This is a genomic window from Pantoea agglomerans (assembly GCF_021397715.1).
GTDB classification, from domain to species: domain Bacteria; phylum Pseudomonadota; class Gammaproteobacteria; order Enterobacterales; family Enterobacteriaceae; genus Pantoea; species Pantoea astica.
Map to the genome: position 1 here is coordinate 552,567 of NZ_CP090207.1, position 19,290 is coordinate 571,856.

Consider the following 19,290-nt stretch of genomic DNA (forward strand, 5'->3'; position numbering starts at 1 on the left):
AGTCTCTCAAATGCTTGCAACACGCAGCGTTGAAAAACGCCTGTGGGTTGTGAGGTTAAGCGACTAAGCGTACACGGTGGATGCCCTGGCAGTCAGAGGCGATGAAGGACGTGCTAATCTGCGTAAAGCGACGGTAAGGTGATATGAACCGCTACAGCCGTCGATGTCCGAATGGGGAAACCCGGTGCACTCAGTGCATCATTGCAGCATGAATACATAGTGCTGCAAGGCGAACCGGGGGAACTGAAACATCTAAGTACCCCGAGGAAAAGAAATCAACCGAGATTCCCCCAGTAGCGGCGAGCGAACGGGGAGCAGCCCAGAGCCTGAATCAGCTTGTGTGTTAGTGGAAGCGTCTGGAAAGTCGCAGGGTACAGGGTGATACTCCCGTACACAAAAACACACATGCTGTGAGCTCGATGAGTAAGGCGGGACACGTGGTATCCTGTCTGAATATGGGGGGACCATCCTCCAAGGCTAAATACTCCTGACTGACCGATAGTGAACCAGTACCGTGAGGGAAAGGCGAAAAGAACCCCGGCGAGGGGAGTGAAACAGAACCTGAAACCGTGTACGTACAAGCAGTGGGAGCCTCTTTATGGGGTGACTGCGTACCTTTTGTATAATGGGTCAGCGACTTATATTCTGTAGCAAGGTTAACCGTATAGGGGAGCCGCAGGGAAACCGAGTCTTAACTGGGCGTTAAGTTGCAGGGTATAGACCCGAAACCCGGTGATCTAGCCATGGGCAGGTTGAAGGTTGGGTAACACTAACTGGAGGACCGAACCGACTAATGTTGAAAAATTAGCGGATGACCTGTGGCTGGGGGTGAAAGGCCAATCAAACCGGGAGATAGCTGGTTCTCCCCGAAAGCTATTTAGGTAGCGCCTCGTGAACTCATCTTCGGGGGTAGAGCACTGTTTCGGCTAGGGGGCCATCCCGGCTTACCAACCCGATGCAAACTGCGAATACCGAAGAATGTTATCACGGGAGACACACGGCGGGTGCTAACGTCCGTCGTGAAGAGGGAAACAACCCAGACCGCCAGCTAAGGTCCCAAAGTCATGGTTAAGTGGGAAACGATGTGGGAAGGCACAGACAGCCAGGATGTTGGCTTAGAAGCAGCCATCATTTAAAGAAAGCGTAATAGCTCACTGGTCGAGTCGGCCTGCGCGGAAGATGTAACGGGGCTAAACCATGCACCGAAGCTGCGGCAGCGACGCTTATGCGTTGTTGGGTAGGGGAGCGTTCTGTAAGCCGTCGAAGGTGTGCTGTGAGGCATGCTGGAGGTATCAGAAGTGCGAATGCTGACATAAGTAACGATAAAGCGGGTGAAAAGCCCGCTCGCCGGAAGACCAAGGGTTCCTGTTCAACGTTAATCGGAGCAGGGTGAGTCGACCCCTAAGGCGAGGCCGAAAGGCGTAGTCGATGGGAAACAGGTTAATATTCCTGTACTTGGTGTTACTGCGAAGGGGGGACGGAGAAGGCTATATCGGCCGGGCGACGGTTGTCCCGGTTTAAGCGTGTAGGTGTGTGTTCCAGGCAAATCCGGTTCACTTTACACTGAGGCGTGACGACGAGGCACTACGGTGCTGAAGTGATAAATGCCCTGCTTCCAGGAAAAGCCTCTAAGCATCAGGTAACACAAAATCGTACCCCAAACCGACACAGGTGGTCAGGTAGAGAATACCAAGGCGCTTGAGAGAACTCGGGTGAAGGAACTAGGCAAAATGGTGCCGTAACTTCGGGAGAAGGCACGCTGGCGCGTAGGTGGAGGGACTCGCTCCCCGAGCCGAAGCCAGTCGAAGATACCAGCTGGCTGCAACTGTTTATTAAAAACACAGCACTGTGCAAACACGAAAGTGGACGTATACGGTGTGACGCCTGCCCGGTGCCGGAAGGTTAATTGATGGGGTTATCCGCAAGGAGAAGCTCTTGATCGAAGCCCCGGTAAACGGCGGCCGTAACTATAACGGTCCTAAGGTAGCGAAATTCCTTGTCGGGTAAGTTCCGACCTGCACGAATGGCGTAATGATGGCCAGGCTGTCTCCACCCGAGACTCAGTGAAATTGAACTCGCTGTGAAGATGCAGTGTACCCGCGGCAAGACGGAAAGACCCCGTGAACCTTTACTACAGCTTGACACTGAACATTGAGCCTTGATGTGTAGGATAGGTGGGAGGCTTTGAAGCGCAGACGCCAGTCTGCGTGGAGCCAACCTTGAAATACCACCCTTTAATGTTTGATGTTCTAACGTGGCCCCGTGATCCGGGGTGCGGACAGTGTCTGGTGGGTAGTTTGACTGGGGCGGTCTCCTCCTAAAGCGTAACGGAGGAGCACGAAGGTCAGCTAATCACGGTCGGACATCGTGAGGTTAGTGCAATGGCATAAGCTGGCTTGACTGCGAGAGTGACGGCTCGAGCAGGTGCGAAAGCAGGTCATAGTGATCCGGTGGTTCTGAATGGAAGGGCCATCGCTCAACGGATAAAAGGTACTCCGGGGATAACAGGCTGATACCGCCCAAGAGTTCATATCGACGGCGGTGTTTGGCACCTCGATGTCGGCTCATCACATCCTGGGGCTGAAGTAGGTCCCAAGGGTACGGCTGTTCGCCGTTTAAAGTGGTACGCGAGCTGGGTTTAGAACGTCGTGAGACAGTTCGGTCCCTATCTGCCGTGGGCGCTGGAGAATTGAGGGGGGTTGCTCCTAGTACGAGAGGACCGGAGTGAACGCACCACTGGTGTTCGGGTTGTCATGCCAATGGCATTGCCCGGTAGCTAAGTGCGGAAAAGATAAGTGCTGAAAGCATCTAAGCACGAAACTTGCCCCGAGATGAGTTCTCCCTGACCCTTTAAGGGTCCTGAAGGGACGTTGAAGACGACGACGTTGATAGGCCGGGTGTGTAAGCGCAGCGATGCGTTGAGCTAACCGGTACTAATGACCCGTGAGGCTTAACCTTACAACGCCAGAGGCGTTTTTAAGAGACACGATTTTCAGCTTGTTACCGGATACGTTTGTGTCCTGCGGACCCGGGTCCGGAGGATTTTGCGCTGAGGCAGGGCGGCAACCGAGCGATACGAAGGAGCATACTGAAGTATGTGACGGAGTAGCGCGAGGGCGGCCAACGCAGCATCAGCACAAAAGACACAGGACAGAGCACAAAGAATTTGCCTGGCGGCTGTAGCGCGGTGGTCCCACCTGACCCCATGCCGAACTCAGAAGTGAAACGCCGTAGCGCCGATGGTAGTGTGGGGTCTCCCCATGCGAGAGTAGGGAACTGCCAGGCATCAAATTTAGTGTGCTGATATGGCTCAGTTGGTAGAGCGCACCCTTGGTAAGGGTGAGGTCCCCAGTTCGACTCTGGGTATCAGCACCAGTTAAGGCATGAGTTCGGTAAATAAAGAATTTGCCTGGCGGCTGTAGCGCGGTGGTCCCACCTGACCCCATGCCGAACTCAGAAGTGAAACGCCGTAGCGCCGATGGTAGTGTGGGGTCTCCCCATGCGAGAGTAGGGAACTGCCAGGCATCAAATAAGAGAGAGCCCTTCGCGTATGCGAAGGGCTTTTTTCGTTGTGGCAATCGCCAGAATCTCTCCTTTTCTCCATTGCAAACCACCCTGTCCAGCACTAGCCGCCTCTGTTATACAGCCAATAAAAAACCCGGCACCAGGCCGGGTAATAGAGATTGTGTGCTACGTCAGTGAATCACCTGCGACAGGAAGGCGCGGGTGCGTTCTGATTTAGGATGAGCGAAGAACTCCTGCGGTGGCGCCACTTCAACGATCTCACCCCGATCCATAAAGATCACACGGTCCGCAACGGTACGGGCAAAGCCCATTTCATGGGTAACGCACAGCATGGTCATGCCATCTTCAGCCAGCCCAATCATAGTATCCAGCACTTCCTTCACCATCTCAGGATCGAGCGCTGAGGTCGGCTCATCAAACAACATGATTTTGGGTTTCATGCAGAGCGAGCGGGCGATGGCAACGCGCTGCTGCTGACCGCCGGAGAGCTGGCCAGGAAACTTGTGCGCATGTTCGGCGATACGCACCCGCTGCAGATAATGCATCGCCAGCTCATCGGCCTCTTTCTTAGGGATCTTTCTGACCCAGGACGGCGCCAGCGTACAGTTCTGTAATACGGTCAGGTGCGGAAACAGATTAAAGTGCTGGAAGACCATCCCCACTTCGGTACGGACCCGCTCAATGTTGCGCACATCCTCATTCAGATGAATACCATCGACGACAATGCGCCCCTGCTGATGCTCTTCAAGATGGTTTATGCAGCGAATGGTGGTCGACTTACCGGAGCCGGATGGACCACACAGCACGATGCGCTCGCGGGGTTTAACCTGCAGGTTGATGTCTTTCAGTACGTGAAACTGCCCGTACCATTTATTCACGTTCTCAAGCGAGATCATCAACGCGTCGGAAGAGTGTGTCATAGAGTGTGTCATGTAAAACCTCAGTGCGATTTACGCCCGGTGTGAAAGCGCTTTTCCAGGTACTGGCTGTAGCGCGACATGCTAAAACAGAAAATCCAATAGACCAGCGCAGCAAAGACATAACCTTCAGTCGACATGCCCAGCCACGTCGGATCGACGGTAGCCTGCTGGACGCTGCTGAACAGATCGAACAGGCCGATGATGATCACCAGGCTGGTATCTTTAAACAGCGCAATGATGGTATTCACCAGGCCGGGGATGGTCATCTTGAGGGCCTGCGGCAGAATCACCAGCATCTGCGTCTTCCAGTAGCCCAGCGCCAGTGACTCGGCGGCTTCATACTGGCCTTTCGGCAGCGCCTGCAAACCGCCACGCACCACCTCAGCCACATAGGCGGACTGGAATAAAATGACCCCAACCAGCGCACGCACCAATTTGTCGATGGTAGTGCCTTCAGCCATAAACAGCGGCAGCATCACGGATGACATAAACAGCACGGTGATCAGAGGTACGCCGCGCCAGAACTCGATGAAGATAATCGACAGCGTACGCACGACCGGCATCTTTGAGCGACGTCCCAGCGCCAGTAAAATTCCCAGCGGCAAAGCGCCGGCAATCCCGACCGATGCGATAATCAGCGTCAGGGTTAAGCCGCCCCACTGGCGGGTTTCGACCCGCTCCAGCCCCAGATAGCCGCCATAAAGCAGAAACCAGACGATGACCGGATAAGCGATTGCCCAGAGTGCAATGTAGCGTCCACGGTACGGCAGGCTTTTGATAAACATCGGGATAATCGACAGTAGTCCAATTACCAGCGCCAGGTTAATCCGCCAGCGCAATTCATGCGGATAGAGCCCATACATGAACTGGCCAAAACGGGCATGGATAAAGACCCAACAGGCGCCCTCTTTGGTGCAGTCAGCACGGGTGGTACCGAACCAGTTAGCCTGAAAGATCAGCCAGTTCAGCGCAGGCGGAATAACGTGCCAGATCACCCAGATGCAAAACAGCGTGAGCAGGGTGTTAAACCAGCTGGAAAATAAATTCTTACGCGCCCAACGCCAGGCGCGACTCGCCAGATTCGTCGGGACGGGGGGCGTTTCATGTGTGGTAACAGACATAGTCATCCCGTTCTCTTAACGCTCAACCAGCGCAATTTTGCGGTTATAGAGGTTCATTAGCAGTGAAATCAGCAGGCTGATGATCAGATAAACGCCCATGGTGATAGCAATGGTCTCAATCGCCTGGCCGGTCTGATTCAGTACTGAACCGGCAAACAGCGACACCATATCGGGATAACCGATGGCGGCAGCCAGTGAGGAGTTTTTCACGATGTTCAGATACTGGCTGGTCAGCGGAGGAATAATCACGCGCATTGCCTGCGGGATAATCACCTGCCGCAGCGTAACCGGATTAGGCAGGCCCAGCGAACGTGCCGCCTCATGTTGCCCGTACGGTACCGACTGAATCCCCGAGCGGATCACTTCAGCAATAAACGATGAGGTATAGATCGACAACGCCAGGGTCAGCGCCGCCAGCTCAGGGATCATCACTGAGCCGCCACGGAAGTTAAAACCGCGTAGCTGTGGCACGTCCCAGTGGGTCGCCGCGCCAAAACCGAGATGCGCAATCAGCGGGAACAGAATCAGCATCGCGATAGCCGCCGGCCATGAGCGACGTAACTGACCAGTTTTCAGCTGATGTTTACGGTTAAACCGGTACAGGCCGTAACTGCCGGCAATAGCCAGCAGCAGCGCAATCACAAACGGCCAGCTGCCTGCTGCATAGGTTGGCCAGGGGACGTATAAACCACGGTTGCTGACATAGGCCAGGTCAAAAGCATTCAGCGCCTGACGCGGGCCAGGCAGATTGCGTAACACCGCAAAGTACCAGAAGAAGATCTGCAGCAGCGGCGGAATATTACGGAAAGTTTCGATATAGATATTGGAAAGTTTCCGCAACAGCCAGTTGTCAGAAAGCCGCGCAAGACCAATAGCGAAGCCGAGAATGGAGGCAAAGACGATACAGAGCGCGGAGACCAGCAGGGTATTGGTCAACCCGACCATAAACACGCGCGCGTAAGTATCTCCTTCGGTGTACTCAATCAGGTGCTGAACAATACCAAAACCGGCAGTGCGCTCAAGGAATCCAAACCCGGAAGTGATACCGCGATTGGCCAGGTTGATAATGGTGTTATGCACCAGATAACCCACCACACCAAGCACCGCGACTATCGCTATGAGCTGATAAAGCCAGGCGCGAACCGTGGGATTACCGAATGAAAAATCCCTTTTCACGGTTGGGCGTTGTGACATGTTGAAACCTCAGTAACGAAAGCTGGGGTAGGGCACCGCAGAATACGGTGCCCGATTGGCGAGGAGTATTAACGTACTGGCGGTGCGTACTGAATGCCGCCCTGGTTCCACAACGCATTCTGACCACGAGCGATCTTCAATGCGCTATCTTTACCCACGTTACGATCGAAACTTTCCTGATAGTTGCCCACTTGCTTGATGATGTTGTAGGCCCATTTGTTGTCCAGTTTCAGATCCTTGCCAAAATCACCCTCAGCACCCAGCAGATGGGCCATATCTGGCGTAGTCGGTTTGGCGGTCATCTCATCAACGTTTTTCGAGGAAACGCCCATCTCTTCAGCATTCAGCATGGCGTAGAGTGACCACTTAACGATGGTGAACCAGTCATCATCACCGCGGCGAACGACCGGGCCCAGCGGTTCTTTAGAGATCACTTCTGGCAGCACGATAAATTCGTCAGGCTTGCCCAGCTTGATGCGTAACGCATAGAGCTGAGACTGGTCAGAAGCCAGCGTATCGCAGCGGCCGCTATCCAGCGCTTTGGCCGATTCGTCGGAGCGATCAAAGGTCACCGGCGTATATTGCATCTTATTGGCTTTAAAGAAGTCCGCCACGTTCAGCTCGGTATCGGTACCCGCCTGAATACAGACAGTAGCGCCGTCCAGTTCTTTAGCACTTTTCAGTCCGGCTTTCTGGTGAGTCAGGAAGCCAATACCGTCGTAATAATTGACGCCAGCAAACAGGAAGCCCATGCCGCCATCACGTGATGAGGTCCAGGTGGTATTGCGCGACAGGATATCGACTTCACCTGACTGCAGCGCGGTAAAACGCTCTTTAGCGGTCAGCGGGGTATATTTCACTTTGGTCGCATCGCCAAACACCGCTGCGGCCGCCGCACGGCAGACATCAACATCGATACCGGTAAACTTGCCGCTGGCATCGGCATAGGAGAAGCCGGGTAAACCGTCACTGATACCGCATTGAATAAAGCCTTTCTTCTTTATCGCATCCAGCGTCGTGCCAGCGTGAGCCTGCTGAGCAACGGCCAACAGCGAGGCCGCAGCAACCAGCGTGGAGAGCATCATCTTTTTCATAAAGCATCCTGTGTGGAGGAATCATGTTGTTATGTTTGCGCACTTTAGTGTGCGTTTTTCCTGTCTGTGGCGGTCAGCCATCCACGACTCTGCAAACCTGATGCCAGGTTTGCAGAGCCCTGAATTATCATGAAAGAACGGTTAATAATCGGAAGCAGCGGGAAAGTTCCGCTAATATGGCGCACCAAAAGGAAGCAATGCGAGTCGACCCGATCACATTTAGTGCAAATAGTTTCACTATATGGAAGCAATGTGAGCCATCACTCAGGCGCAAATGTATGCAGGAGATGCTTTGCTTTTAAAGGCGTGCAGGATCACAGAAGCCAGCGCTGACCGGGAATCGCCGGGCGGGCTGACGTATCGGAGAGGCGACGTCGGGAGAGAAGAGTGAGAAAGCGAGGCAGTGAAATATCACGGCAGCGATTGCAACTATAGTTACCATATTGACGATAACTGTTTCACCTGAATTGCCGATGCTTTGTGGAACAGCGCACAAATAAAAACGCCAGCCCGAAGGCTGGCGTAATTAACAGACAGAACCAGAATCAGTTCATGCCGTATTTTTTCAATTTCTTACGCAGCGTACCGCGGTTGATACCCATCATCAGGGCAGCACGGGTCTGGTTGCCACGGGTATACTGCATCACCATGTCCAACAGAGGCTGCTCGACTTCAGCCAAAACCAGCTCATACAGGTCACTTACATCCTGACCGTTCAGTTGAGCAAAATAGTTCTTCAGTGCCTGTTTAACCGAATCACGCAAAGGTTTTTGAGTTACCTGATCCTGTGAGTTAACGGTAGAAACGGTCAGTACGTCAGAATTTACGCGTTGTTCGAACATAGTTCTTTCAGCTCTTTATTTCGTTACGCAAGATTTTCGAAGTATGCCTCCAACGCCTCCAGCTGTTCGCTGGCATCCTCAATGGCGTTGAATGTGCGCCGAAACTGGTCATTCGGGGCGTGCTCCTGGAGATACCAGGAGACGTGCTTTCGCGCTATACGGTATCCCTTGCCTGAACCGTAAAAGTCGTGCAGCTCACGTATATGCGAAACAAGCAAGCGCTTGACCTCTGCCATTGGCAGCGGGGCAAGCAGCTCCCCAGTGTCCAGATAATGCTGGATTTCCCGGAAGATCCACGGTCTTCCCTGAGCAGCGCGTCCTATCATCAGAGCATCGGCCCCTGTATAGTCGAGCACCGCTCTGGCTTTATGCGGGTCAGTTATGTCTCCATTCGCGATAATCGGAATAGAGACACTCTGCTTAACTGTCCGAATGCTGTCATATTCAGCTTCCCCGTTGAACAGGCAGGCACGAGTGCGGCCATGTATCGTCAGAGCCTGAATACCACAACGTTCAGCCAATTGGGCAATCGCGACACAGTTCCTGTTTTCAGGATCCCAGCCAGTACGAATTTTCAGTGTTACCGGCACATCCACTGCATTGACCACTGCGGAGAGAATTGACTCCACCACGGCGGGATATTGCAGCAAGGCTGAACCCGCCATTTTGCGGTTAACCTTTTTGGCAGGGCAGCCCATATTAATGTCGATAACCTGTGCACCGGCCTCAACATTAATCCGTGCAGCTTGCGCCATTTCGCTGGGATCGCAACCGGCAATTTGCACGGCGCGAATGCCTGGCTCATCACTGTGCACCATGCGTAAACGAGATTTGTCACTGGCCCAGACTTCCGGGTTCGAAGACAACATCTCAGAAACTGCCATGCCTGCACCCATTTCATGACACAGCGTCCTGAATGGCCTGTCGGTAATCCCGGCCATAGGGGCTGCAATCAGTCGATTTCTCAGCTGGAGGTTTCCAATACGCATGAAGTCAGAATGGCCATACTGTGTCTGCAAGGCGGCGTATATTACGCATTTTTTCCTGAAGATGAAAGGCCAAACTTTGAACAATCAGCAAGAAAGATCAATGAAATCCGGGTGATCACTCCGCCATTTACAAAATAACCATAATTATCAGGCAATTAGATATTAATGCTGAAATTGTGAACAAACGTTTTTCCGAAAAAGCAGCCTGTTTAACCAGATAATAAACGTCACATGCCGTGATTAACGATACAAGCAACCATTCAGCATGCAGAAAGCCCGCACCTTACGCTACGGGCTGGCCGGAGAGGCTCTGCAGCCCGTTCAGTGCAAATCCGGGAGGCTGTCAGGCGACAAAATCATGCGCTGGATTCAGGCCTTCACGCCGGTGATCCGGCACCACTCTTCTTTGACCGCAACCGGGTCGAGCGCGAACTGCTCAGCATAGGCTTCGCAGACGCCTTCGGCCTGGCTCTCTAATACACCAGAGAGTCCAAGGTGACCGCCCGGCTTTGGCAGTACGCTAATCAGCGGGGCCAGTTCACGTAATGGACCGGCCAGGATATTGGCGACCACCACATCCGCTTGCAGGTTCTCCGGCTGCTGGTGGGGCAGATAGAGCGACAGACGATCGGAAACGCCATTGCGTTCAGCATTATCGCGACTGGCTTGGATCGCCTGCGGATCGATATCAATACCAATGGCCTGCGCTGCACCGAGCTTCAGCGCAGCGATCGCCAGGATCCCCGAGCCACAGCCAAAGTCGATCACCGTTTTCCCGGTCAGATCCAGTCCATCCAGCCAGGTCAGGCAGAGCGAGGTGGTGGGATGGGTGCCGGTGCCAAAGGCCAGGCCTGGATCGAGCATCACATTCACCGCCGTCGGATCGGGCACATCGCGCCAGCTTGGGCAGATCCACAGCCGTTCGCCAAAACGCATCGGGTGGAAGTTCTCCATCCATTCGCGTTCCCAGTCTTTATCTTCGATCTGTTCGATCTTGTGTCGGAAATCAGCACCTAACAGCGGATGTTGCGCCAGTTCAGCGACAATGGCGTCCATGTCACTTTCCGCATCGAACAGGCCGATCACATCCGTATCGCCCCACAGGCGGGTTTCGCCCGGCAGTGGCTCATAGACCGGATTATCATGGGTATCCTGAAAGGTGACGGAGACCGCACCGGTCTCCATCAGCGCATCGCTCAGCGTTTCAGCATGTTCACCCGAGCTGTTTATCTTGATTTGAATCCACGGCATAACGTCTCTCTTACGTTCAATGTTGCGGCGCGTCGGCAGTTTGCGGCGCGCGTCCAAACAGGTTACCCACTAAAAACGCCAGCAGGCTTAAAAGCAGGGAAGGCACAATCGGATGGAAGCCCATGATTTGCAGGTTAAGGCTCGCCAGAAACGCGTAGCAACCGCCACCGGTAACCATACCGGTGATGGCTCCTGCCGCATTGGCACGTTCCCAGTAAAGGCCCAGCACCAGCGGCCAGAGGAATACCGCCTCCAGGCCGCCAAACGCCAGCAGGTTGAGCCAGATGATCATATCAGGCGGATTCCAGGCGGCAATCAGCAGCAGAATGCCCAGCACAAAGGTAATGCCGCCAGATAACAGCCGCAGCCGCGGCTCATTTTCCATCTGCTGCGGCGCCACGCGCAGATAGAGATCTTTAATCAGCGTAGCGGATGCCTGCAACAGTTGGGCATTGATGGTCGACATAATCGCCGCCATCGGGGCCGCCAGAAACAGTCCAGCGGCCAGCGGCGGCAGCACGGTGATCATTAAGGTGGGGATCACCCGGTCCGGCACCGTCAGATCGGGCAGGATGGCCCGTCCCAGCGCGCCCGCCAGATGCATACCCAGCATCAGGATCACCACCACAATGGTGCCAAGGATAATCGCCCGATGTACCGCCTTGCTGTCTTTATAGGAGATGCAGCGTACCGCGGTATGCGGCAGGCCGATCACGCCAAAGCAGACCAGCACGATAAATGAGCTCAGAAAGGTCGGGGTAATGATCTCGCCTGGTCCCTGCGGCGACAGTAATTGCGGATCGATAGCGTGCAGCTTCTGCACGGCGGTGCCCAGCCCGCCCGCCTGATGGATCACGGCGAACAGCAGCAGGAAGGTGCCGATCAGCATCACCACGCCCTGCATCGCGTCATTGAGCACGCTGGCGCGGAAGCCACCAAAGGCGGTATAGAGCGCAATGGTGCCGCCGAAAATCAGTAAGCCGGTGTCATACGGAATCCCCGCCGCGGTTTCCAGCAATCGCGCACCGCCGATAAACTGCACCGTCATGGCACCAATGAACGCCACCAGCAGGCTCAGGCTGGCCAGCCAGATCAGCAGCGGACTCTGATAGCGCGCGTAAAGCATGTCATTCAGCGTCACCGCATTATGCTTACGCGCCAGGATAGCGAATTTCTTGCCCAGCACGCCGAGCGACAGCCAGACGGCAGGAACCTGAACCATCGCCAGCAATACCCATCCCAGGCCATATTTATAGGCGGCACCGGGTCCGCCAATAAACGAGCTGGCGCTGATATAGGTGGTCGTGAGGGTCATGGCCAGCACAAACCCGCCCATTGAGCGGCTGCCAAGAAAATATTCGGTCAGGAAGTTGCCCTGACGCTGTTTACGGACCGCGAAGACTGACAGCGCGGCGATCAGCACCAGATAAATTAAGAGAGGCAGGATAATGTCAAAATTCATTTTTATCCTCCAGCGACATGTCGCGGAAAATCACGCGGACCATCAGCCAGCATAAAAAAATGAACAGCAGAGGCGCAAAGACACAGGAGAGTTCGAACCAGCGTGGTAAGCCGGTGATCCCCATTTCGCTCCCGCCCAGCCAGGCGGAAAGCCCCCAAACAGCCAGCCAGAGCAGGGTCAGATAGAGTGACCAGCGGGCCTCTTTATGCGCCTGAATAAAACGAGCATCCATGATTCAACCTTAACGCCAGCGGCAAAAGAAAAAGGCCGGATTAACCGGCCTCTGACTAACTCAGCGTTGCGATTACTTCTCGTGCAAGCCGAGTTTTTTCTCCAGATAGTGGATATTGGTTCCACCGTGCTGGAAGTTTTCGTCGGACATGATCTTCATCTGCAGTTCAATGTTGGTCTTGATACCGTCGATGATCAGTTCCGCCAGCGCATTCTTCATGCGGGCAATGGCCACTTCACGGGTTTCGCCGTAGGTGATCAGCTTGCCAATCATGGAATCGTAGTAAGGCGGTACGCTGTAACCCGAATAGATGTGCGATTCCCAGCGCACGCCAAAACCGCCTGGCGCGTGGAAGCGGGTGATTTTACCCGGGCTCGGCAGGAAGGAAACCGGATCTTCAGCGTTGATACGGCATTCAACCGCATGTCCGCGAATGATCACATCTTCCTGTTTGATCGACAGTGGCTGACCAGCAGCGATACGCAGCTGCTCTTTGATCAGATCGACGCCGGTGATCATCTCGGTCACCGGATGCTCAACCTGAATACGGGTGTTCATCTCAATGAAGTAGAACTCACCGTTTTCATACAGGAACTCGAAGGTGCCTGCGCCGCGGTAGCCAATCTCAATACAGGCTTTGGCACAGCGATCGCCGATGAAGCGACGCTGTTCCTCAGTGATACCTGGGCCTGGCGCTTCTTCCACGACTTTCTGATGACGACGCTGCATTGAGCAGTCGCGCTCGCCCAGATAGATGGCGTTGCCCTGACCGTCAGCCAGTACCTGAATCTCGATGTGGCGAGGGTTCTCCAGATACTTCTCCATGTAAACCATGTCGTTGTTGAAAGCCGCTTTGGCTTCCGCTTTCGTCATGTTGATGGATTGTTCCAGATCTTTGTCGCCGCGCACGACGCGCATACCACGACCGCCGCCGCCGCCGGACGCTTTGATGATCACCGGATAACCGATGCGCTTCGCAAAGGCACGGTTCTTTTCCATATCATCGGTCAGCGAGCCGTCGGAGCCCGGTACGGTTGGCACACCGGCTTTCTTCATCGCGTTAATCGCTGACACTTTGTCGCCCATCAGGCGAATGGTGTCTGCTTTCGGGCCGATAAAGATAAAGCCTGAGCGCTCAACCTGCTCGGCAAAATCAGCATTCTCAGAGAGGAAGCCGTAGCCTGGGTGAATCGCCACCGCGCCGGTGATCTCCGCTGCGGAGATCAACGCCGGGATGTTGAGGTAACTTTTGACTGACTGCGCCGGGCCGATGCAGACGGTTTCGTCCGCCAGCAGCACGTGCTTCAGGTCACGATCCGCGCTTGAGTGGACCGCCACAGTCTTGATGCCCAGCTCTTTACAGGCACGCAGAATGCGCAGCGCGATCTCACCGCGGTTAGCAATAACAATTTTATCCAGCATGGTCCGCCCCGTTATTCGATGACAACCAGTGGCTCGTCAAATTCGACCGGCTGACCGCTCTCGACCAGAATGGCTTTCACCACACCAGACTTGTCGGCTTCGATCTGGTTCATCATCTTCATGGCTTCAACGATACACAGGGTATCGCCGGCATTCACTTTCTGACCCACTTCGATGAAGGCTTTTGCGTCCGGGCTTGGCGTGCGATAGAACGTCCCGACCATTGGTGAACGCACAATATGGCCGCTGATTTCAGCCGGTGCGGCTTCAGCAATGGCCGCAACAGGCGCGACAGCTGTCGCCAGAGCGGGTTGCTGTACCGGCGCAGCATAAGCCTGCTGCATCATCGGATAACCAACATTTGCAGGTGCACGGCTGATACGAACGGACTCTTCGCCCTCGGAGATTTCCAGCTCGGAGATGCCAGATTCTTCAACCAGTTCGATCAGTTTTTTAATTTTACGAATATCCATGAGTGGGGTTCCGTACTCAGTATGATTAATTAGTTTGAGACAGGCGTTTTACTGCCGTTTGTAAAGCCCATGTGTAGCCGTCAGCGCCAAGCCCACAGATGACGCCAGCAGATACATCAGATAGATAGGAGTGATGGCGGAAGGGCTCGCGTGCATGCACATTTGAGAGATGAACCTCAATAAACGGAATCGATACCGCTAACAGGGCATCACGCAGCGCGACGCTGGTATGGGTAAACGCGGCAGGATTGATAATGATGTAATCCACATTGCCTTTGGCCTCATGAATGCGATCAATCAGCTGAAACTCAGCGTTGGATTGCAAGTGGCTTAATTCCACATTCAGCTGGTCTGCCTGACGTGCAAGATCGTCCACAATCTGCTGCAGTGTGGTGTGACCATACTTCTCTGGCTCGCGCGTTCCCAACAGATTCAGGTTGGGTCCGTTTAAAAGCAGAATATGTAATTTATGCGCCATCTTGCTGCCATCTCCCGCAATCATTGAGGCATCGCGTAAAATACCTTGCCAATTTCCTTTTGTCACCTTTCACGATGAAAAAGAAGACCCGCCTTGCAATAAAGCCGGGCATTATATCCGTTTCGTGTCATTTCGCAGCAAAATACTGGTCTTATCTGCGAAGATGATCGGATGTGACCCGAAGGCCACATCTTTTAGCAGATAGTCAGGGAGGAAAACAACCACAGAAGGACTAGCGGGGCCACCATTTGAGAAACTTTTTGTAACGCCACGCTAACAACAGCGCAGCGAGCAGTGCATAGATAAGTGGCTGCGGCGACAGGATTTTGACTGACCAGATGTAGTGGATCGGGGCGAGAATTGCGACCAGATAGATGGCGTTATGCAATGTCTGCCAGCGTTTGCCGAGCTTACGTTGCGCCCGCTGGAAAGAGGTCAGCGCCAGGGCCAGTAATATCACCCAACTGATGATACCCAGTGTCAAATAGGGACGAGAAATTAACTCGCTGCCCAGCAGACGCAGATTATCAGCGCCTAATTCCAGCAGGTAGTAGCTCAGCAGATGGAGGCAGGCCCAGACAAAGGTCCAGATACCCAGCAGGCGACGCGTGCGGATCAACAGCGGCTGCTTGCCATAGCGCGCCAGCGGAGAGACCAGCAGCGTGCCCAGCAGCAATTTCAGCGCCATCCGCCCGGTAAAGTGCTGAATGTCTTTGGCCGGATCAGCACTTAATCCGCCCTGCATAGCGGCAAGGATCAGATAAACCAGCGGCAGCAGAGCCGCCAGATGCAGAATCACCTTGAGCCAGGTGATCTGTTTTAGCGACAGGCGTACCACTCAGTAATTCTCCCGCAGGTCGAGGCCGCGATAGAGCGAAGCCACCTGCTCGGCATAGCCGTTAAACAGCAGAGTGGGCTGGCGCTCCACTTTCAGGCTGCCGCCGGGACCAATAAAGCGCTCGGTGGCCTGCGACCAGCGCGGGTGGTTAACGTGCGGATTAACGTTGGCATAGAAACCATATTCATCCGCCGCGATCTGGTTCCAGGTGGTCGGTGGCTGATTGGCGGTCAGGGTGATTTTGACGATCGACTTAATGCCCTTAAAGCCATATTTCCATGGCACCGTCAGGCGAATCGGCGCGCCATTTTGTGGCGGAAGCGCCTTGCCGTAGACGCCGGTGCTCAGCAGTGTCAGCGGGTGCATCGCTTCATCCAGCCGTAATCCCTCAACATAAGGATAATTAAGCCCGCCACCAATAAAGCGATCTTTCTGACCCGGCATCTGCTCGGGATCGTACAGCGTCTGGAAAGCAACAAAACGTGCTTTGCTGGTGGGTTCGGCCAGAGAGAGAAGCTTGCCCAGCTCAAAGCCGACCCATGGCACCACCATCGACCAGGCCTCGACACAACGCATACGGTAAATACGCTGCTCCATGGCAAAACGTTTGAAGATGTCATCCATATCCAGAGTGATCGGCCTGGCTACCTCACCATCAATAGTGAGTTTCCAGGGATCGGTTTTCAGCGTGCCGGCATTGGCGGCGGGATCGGCTTTATCCAGACCAAACTCATAGAAGTTGTTATAGCCAGAAACCTTTTCCGCTGGCGTCAGTGTCAGGTCGGCCTGGTACTGCGGCGGCTTGCTAAAGTCCAGCGCACGGCCGGCGGGTGCAGCGGGACGATCGTTGCCTTTAAACCAGCTGAGAATATCGGCCTTTGCCACGCCCGGCATACCCATCGCGGCCGCGCTCAGTCCCAGCGTCTTCAGCACCTGGCGGCGCTTCATATTAAAAATCGTTTCCGGCGTTACGTCGGCTTCCGTCAGAACATTGTTGCGCTTCATGGTGCACTCTCCAGCCGTGGTCTTATTGACCAGCATGATGACTATTACCGATCGCAGCCAGTTTCGCCGATAAAATGTGAAATTTCCTGGCTGACTGGTGCGATGAGAATGCACCGAAAAGCGCCGGGATCAACATCAGCGCCGCTTTCCCGACGATATACTTCCGCTTCAGTCGTCACGGCGCTGTCGCTAAACGCAAATTATGCTATTTTGCTCGCGTTTTCGTCAGGCTGACGGTACAAGGTTGGGTGATCCGGTTATCACCGCAGTAACACAGGCACAGGGATGCGATTAACCACAAAACTTTCTGCGTTTATTACCTTTCTTAGCATACTGGCCATCATATTGATGCTGGTTGGCTGTGCTTTTAGCGTTTTCTGGTTCAGCCATCAGCGTGGCGAACAGCGCGCGCAGGTACTGGCAACCGAAGTGGACAAGGCGCTGTTTACCCAGACTCCTGCTCAGTTAGATAGCTGGATTACGCGATTAATGCCGATCATTAATGCCGAGCAGGTTTCACTCTACAGCGGTGACCACACCTTTTTTACGTTATCCCGTCACGAAAATCTGATGCTGGATAACCAGCCTAATCGTTTTATCCAGTTCGACGTGCCGTTGATCCATCAGCCTGGTATGCATCTGCGGGTGGTGACTCTCGATCCGGCCAGGACCTGGCTGCGTTCCATTATCGGAGCGTACGCGCTGGGCACGCTGTCAACGGTGATGCTGGTGATGAGTCTGCTGCTGTTTATTCTGCATCGCTGGCTCCGCCGTCAGTGGCGCGGCATGGAGCACCTTGAAGTCCGCGCCGGGGCGATCATCGACGGTGAACGCGGCGTGATGCCGAAACGTAATCTGGATGAGTGGCCGCCGAAAGCAAGCCGTGCGCTGGATGTGCTGCTCTCCGATCTGCAGGAAGCGGGTGAACAGCGTCTGCGCATCGATACGCTGATCCGTACCTTTGCGGCGCAGGATGGTCGTACCGGCCTGAATAATCGACTGTTCTTTGATAACCAGCTCGCCACGTTGCTGGAAGATCAGGAGGATGTCGGTACCCACGGCGTTGTGATGATGATTCGCCTGCCGGATCTGGATATGCATAGCGAAACGCTGGAGCCAGGCCTGGTCGACGAGTACCTGTTTAATTTCGTCAACATGCTCTCGACCTTTGTGCTGCGCTATCCTGGCGCATTGCTGGCCCGCTACTTTCGCAGTGATTTTGCCGTGTTGCTACCGCACCGCAGCCTGAAAGAGGCCAACAGCATTGCCGATCAGCTGATTAACGCCGTCGATTCTCTGCCGCCGATGCGGATGGTGAACCGCGATGATCTGATTCATATCGGTATCAGCGCCTGGCACAGCGGACAGACCGTGCCACAGGTGATGGAAAACGCCGAAATGGCGACCCGACGGGCGGCGCTGTTAGGCGGCAATAACTGGACTAACGGTGCCGGTAATCCGCTGGATGCCGGGCGCGGAAGCGTGCGCTGGCGAACGCTGCTGGAAAATACCCTGAGCCGCGGCGGCCCGCGTCTGTATCAGAAACCGGCGGTGAGTATCGAGGGTAAGGTGCAGCATCGCGTCATGCTGACCCGTATTTTTGACGGCGATAAAGAGGTGCTGGCGGCCGAATATATGCCGCTGGTGCAACAGCTCGGCATGGCCGACAGCTGGGATCGCCAGCTGGTGACGCGCATCGCGGCCTTATCGGAGCTCTGGCCGGAAGAGACGCTGGTATTGCCGGTCACGATCGACTCGCTGTTACACCGTTCTTTTGTGCTCTGGCTGCAGAATATGTTGCTGCAATGCCCGAAAGGACAAAGAAAGCGATTTTTATTTGAACTTGCCGAGGCAGATGTCTGTCAACACATCAATCGTTTAACGCCAGTATTTCGCGCACTTAAGGCATTTGGTTGTCGTATCGCGGTCAATCAGGCGGGTTTAACGGTGGTCAGTAGCGCCTATATCCGACAACTTCCGGTGGAACTGATCAAGCTTGATGCCGGTCTGGTGCGCAACATTGAGCGCCGTACCGAAAATCAGCTCTTTGTGCAGAGCCTGCTGGAAGTCTGTAAATCAACCCATACCCAGGTGTTTGCTGCCGGGGTGCGGACGAAAGCCGAGTGGCAGACGCTGGTGGCATTGGGTGTTGCAGGCGGTCAGGGCGACTTCTTTGCGCCTTCGCTTCCGGTAAACAGTAACGTGAAGAAGTATTCCCAACGTTACCGTATTTAGCGGATTGCGGACTTTTTGACGGCGACGCCGCCCTTTTTTAGCGTTGAGTCAGGATGACGTCGCAAATGAGCCTGTCGGAAATGTTAGATTTTATGTCGGAAACAAGGGTGCGAAATGCCATGAAAACCGGAGCCGATGGCGTGTTGTCGCCATTCTGCTGCCACTGATGGCCGGTTCAGATGACTTAAACGCAATTTGGCGTCTTTTTT

At 54.4% G+C, this 19,290-nt stretch carries 15 protein-coding genes, 1 tRNA gene and 3 rRNA genes; 5 read left to right on the forward strand and 14 right to left on the reverse strand.

The window, feature by feature from the left end:
• The first annotated feature begins 53 nt into the window (after positions 1-53).
• The 4 genes from LZU96_RS02740 (at position 54) to rrf (LZU96_RS02755) (ending at position 3,524) form a co-directional block, all read left to right on the forward strand.
• Positions 54-2,958: ribosomal RNA gene (locus LZU96_RS02740) — 23S ribosomal RNA — on the forward strand.
• Positions 2,959-3,169: 211 nt separating this feature from the next.
• Positions 3,170-3,285, forward strand: a 5S ribosomal RNA gene (gene rrf / locus LZU96_RS02745).
• Positions 3,286-3,299: 14 nt separating this feature from the next.
• Positions 3,300-3,375: transfer RNA gene (locus LZU96_RS02750), tRNA-Thr, on the forward strand.
• A 33-nt stretch (positions 3,376-3,408) separates the two neighbouring features.
• Positions 3,409-3,524 (forward strand): 5S ribosomal RNA (gene rrf / locus LZU96_RS02755).
• Positions 3,525-3,695: 171 nt separating this feature from the next.
• On the opposite strand, the gene LZU96_RS02760 is transcribed toward rrf (LZU96_RS02755), so the two are convergent.
• The 14 genes from LZU96_RS02760 to msrP form a co-directional block, all read right to left on the reverse strand.
• A complete protein-coding gene (locus tag LZU96_RS02760) occupies positions 3,696-4,457 on the reverse strand; it encodes an amino acid ABC transporter ATP-binding protein (protein WP_094121126.1) in 762 nt (253 codons plus the stop codon).
• Positions 4,458-4,465: 8 nt separating this feature from the next.
• Positions 4,466-5,566, reverse strand: a complete 1,101-nt coding sequence (locus LZU96_RS02765) for an amino acid ABC transporter permease (protein ID WP_233986970.1) — start codon at positions 5,564-5,566, stop codon at positions 4,466-4,468.
• Between the two features lie 15 nt (positions 5,567-5,581).
• On the reverse strand, positions 5,582-6,760 hold the full coding sequence (locus LZU96_RS02770) for an amino acid ABC transporter permease (protein ID WP_233986971.1): 1,179 nt from the start codon (positions 6,758-6,760) through the stop codon (positions 5,582-5,584).
• A gap of 68 nt (positions 6,761-6,828) precedes the next feature.
• Positions 6,829-7,854, reverse strand: a complete 1,026-nt coding sequence (locus LZU96_RS02775; protein WP_233986972.1) for an amino acid ABC transporter substrate-binding protein — start codon at positions 7,852-7,854, stop codon at positions 6,829-6,831.
• Between the two features lie 545 nt (positions 7,855-8,399).
• A complete protein-coding gene (gene fis / locus LZU96_RS02780; protein ID WP_003855228.1) occupies positions 8,400-8,696 on the reverse strand; it encodes a DNA-binding transcriptional regulator Fis in 297 nt (98 codons plus the stop codon).
• Positions 8,697-8,719: 23 nt separating this feature from the next.
• Complete coding sequence (dusB, locus tag LZU96_RS02785) at positions 8,720-9,685, reverse strand: tRNA dihydrouridine synthase DusB (RefSeq protein WP_031375133.1); 966 nt, start codon at positions 9,683-9,685, stop codon at positions 8,720-8,722.
• A 369-nt stretch (positions 9,686-10,054) separates the two neighbouring features.
• Positions 10,055-10,936, reverse strand: coding sequence for a 50S ribosomal protein L11 methyltransferase (gene prmA, locus LZU96_RS02790; protein ID WP_233986973.1), 882 nt, complete (start codon positions 10,934-10,936; stop codon positions 10,055-10,057).
• A 16-nt stretch (positions 10,937-10,952) separates the two neighbouring features.
• The gene (gene panF / locus LZU96_RS02795; protein ID WP_233986974.1) at positions 10,953-12,398 is read right to left on the reverse strand and encodes a sodium/pantothenate symporter; all 1,446 of its coding nucleotides are present in this window, start codon (positions 12,396-12,398) and stop codon (positions 10,953-10,955) included.
• Positions 12,388-12,630: a YhdT family protein gene (locus tag LZU96_RS02800; RefSeq protein WP_233986975.1), complete on the reverse strand. Its 243-nt coding sequence runs from the start codon at positions 12,628-12,630 to the stop codon at positions 12,388-12,390. Before LZU96_RS02800 ends, panF begins: the two co-directional genes overlap by 11 nt.
• Before the next feature lie 72 nt (positions 12,631-12,702).
• Positions 12,703-14,052, reverse strand: a complete 1,350-nt coding sequence (gene accC / locus LZU96_RS02805; RefSeq protein ID WP_233986976.1) for an acetyl-CoA carboxylase biotin carboxylase subunit — start codon at positions 14,050-14,052, stop codon at positions 12,703-12,705.
• A gap of 11 nt (positions 14,053-14,063) precedes the next feature.
• On the reverse strand, positions 14,064-14,525 hold the full coding sequence (gene accB / locus LZU96_RS02810; RefSeq protein ID WP_031375128.1) for an acetyl-CoA carboxylase biotin carboxyl carrier protein: 462 nt from the start codon (positions 14,523-14,525) through the stop codon (positions 14,064-14,066).
• A gap of 25 nt (positions 14,526-14,550) precedes the next feature.
• Positions 14,551-15,003 carry a type II 3-dehydroquinate dehydratase gene (gene aroQ / locus LZU96_RS02815; RefSeq protein ID WP_233988118.1) on the reverse strand — a complete coding sequence of 151 codons (453 nt, stop codon included), beginning with the start codon at positions 15,001-15,003 and terminating at the stop codon, positions 14,551-14,553.
• Positions 15,004-15,235: 232 nt separating this feature from the next.
• Positions 15,236-15,841, reverse strand: a complete 606-nt coding sequence (msrQ, locus tag LZU96_RS02820; RefSeq protein WP_233986977.1) for a protein-methionine-sulfoxide reductase heme-binding subunit MsrQ — start codon at positions 15,839-15,841, stop codon at positions 15,236-15,238.
• Entirely contained in the window at positions 15,842-16,846 is a 1,005-nt protein-coding gene (gene msrP / locus LZU96_RS02825) for a protein-methionine-sulfoxide reductase catalytic subunit MsrP (RefSeq protein WP_233986978.1), read from the reverse strand.
• A gap of 285 nt (positions 16,847-17,131) precedes the next feature.
• Between msrP and csrD the strand changes: the two genes are divergently transcribed.
• Entirely contained in the window at positions 17,132-19,081 is a 1,950-nt protein-coding gene (gene csrD, locus LZU96_RS02830) for an RNase E specificity factor CsrD (protein WP_233986979.1), read from the forward strand.
• The last annotated feature ends 209 nt before the right edge of the window (positions 19,082-19,290 follow it).

Coding starts and splice junctions, on each gene's coding strand:
- LZU96_RS02760 (WP_094121126.1), bottom strand. CDS start 4,457: ATGACACACTCTATGACACACTCTTCCGACGCGTTGATGATCTCGCTT.
- LZU96_RS02765 (WP_233986970.1), bottom strand. CDS start 5,566: ATGTCTGTTACCACACATGAAACGCCCCCCGTCCCGACGAATCTGGCG.
- LZU96_RS02770 (WP_233986971.1), bottom strand. CDS start 6,760: ATGTCACAACGCCCAACCGTGAAAAGGGATTTTTCATTCGGTAATCCC.
- LZU96_RS02775 (WP_233986972.1), bottom strand. CDS start 7,854: ATGAAAAAGATGATGCTCTCCACGCTGGTTGCTGCGGCCTCGCTGTTG.
- fis (WP_003855228.1), bottom strand. CDS start 8,696: ATGTTCGAACAACGCGTAAATTCTGACGTACTGACCGTTTCTACCGTT.
- dusB (WP_031375133.1), bottom strand. CDS start 9,685: ATGCGTATTGGAAACCTCCAGCTGAGAAATCGACTGATTGCAGCCCCT.
- prmA (WP_233986973.1), bottom strand. CDS start 10,936: ATGCCGTGGATTCAAATCAAGATAAACAGCTCGGGTGAACATGCTGAA.
- panF (WP_233986974.1), bottom strand. CDS start 12,398: ATGAATTTTGACATTATCCTGCCTCTCTTAATTTATCTGGTGCTGATC.
- LZU96_RS02800 (WP_233986975.1), bottom strand. CDS start 12,630: ATGGATGCTCGTTTTATTCAGGCGCATAAAGAGGCCCGCTGGTCACTC.
- accC (WP_233986976.1), bottom strand. CDS start 14,052: ATGCTGGATAAAATTGTTATTGCTAACCGCGGTGAGATCGCGCTGCGC.
- accB (WP_031375128.1), bottom strand. CDS start 14,525: ATGGATATTCGTAAAATTAAAAAACTGATCGAACTGGTTGAAGAATCT.
- aroQ (WP_233988118.1), bottom strand. CDS start 15,003: ATGGCGCATAAATTACATATTCTGCTTTTAAACGGACCCAACCTGAAT.
- msrP (WP_233986978.1), bottom strand. CDS start 16,846: ATGAAGCGCAACAATGTTCTGACGGAAGCCGACGTAACGCCGGAAACG.
- csrD (WP_233986979.1), top strand. CDS start 17,132: ATGCGATTAACCACAAAACTTTCTGCGTTTATTACCTTTCTTAGCATA.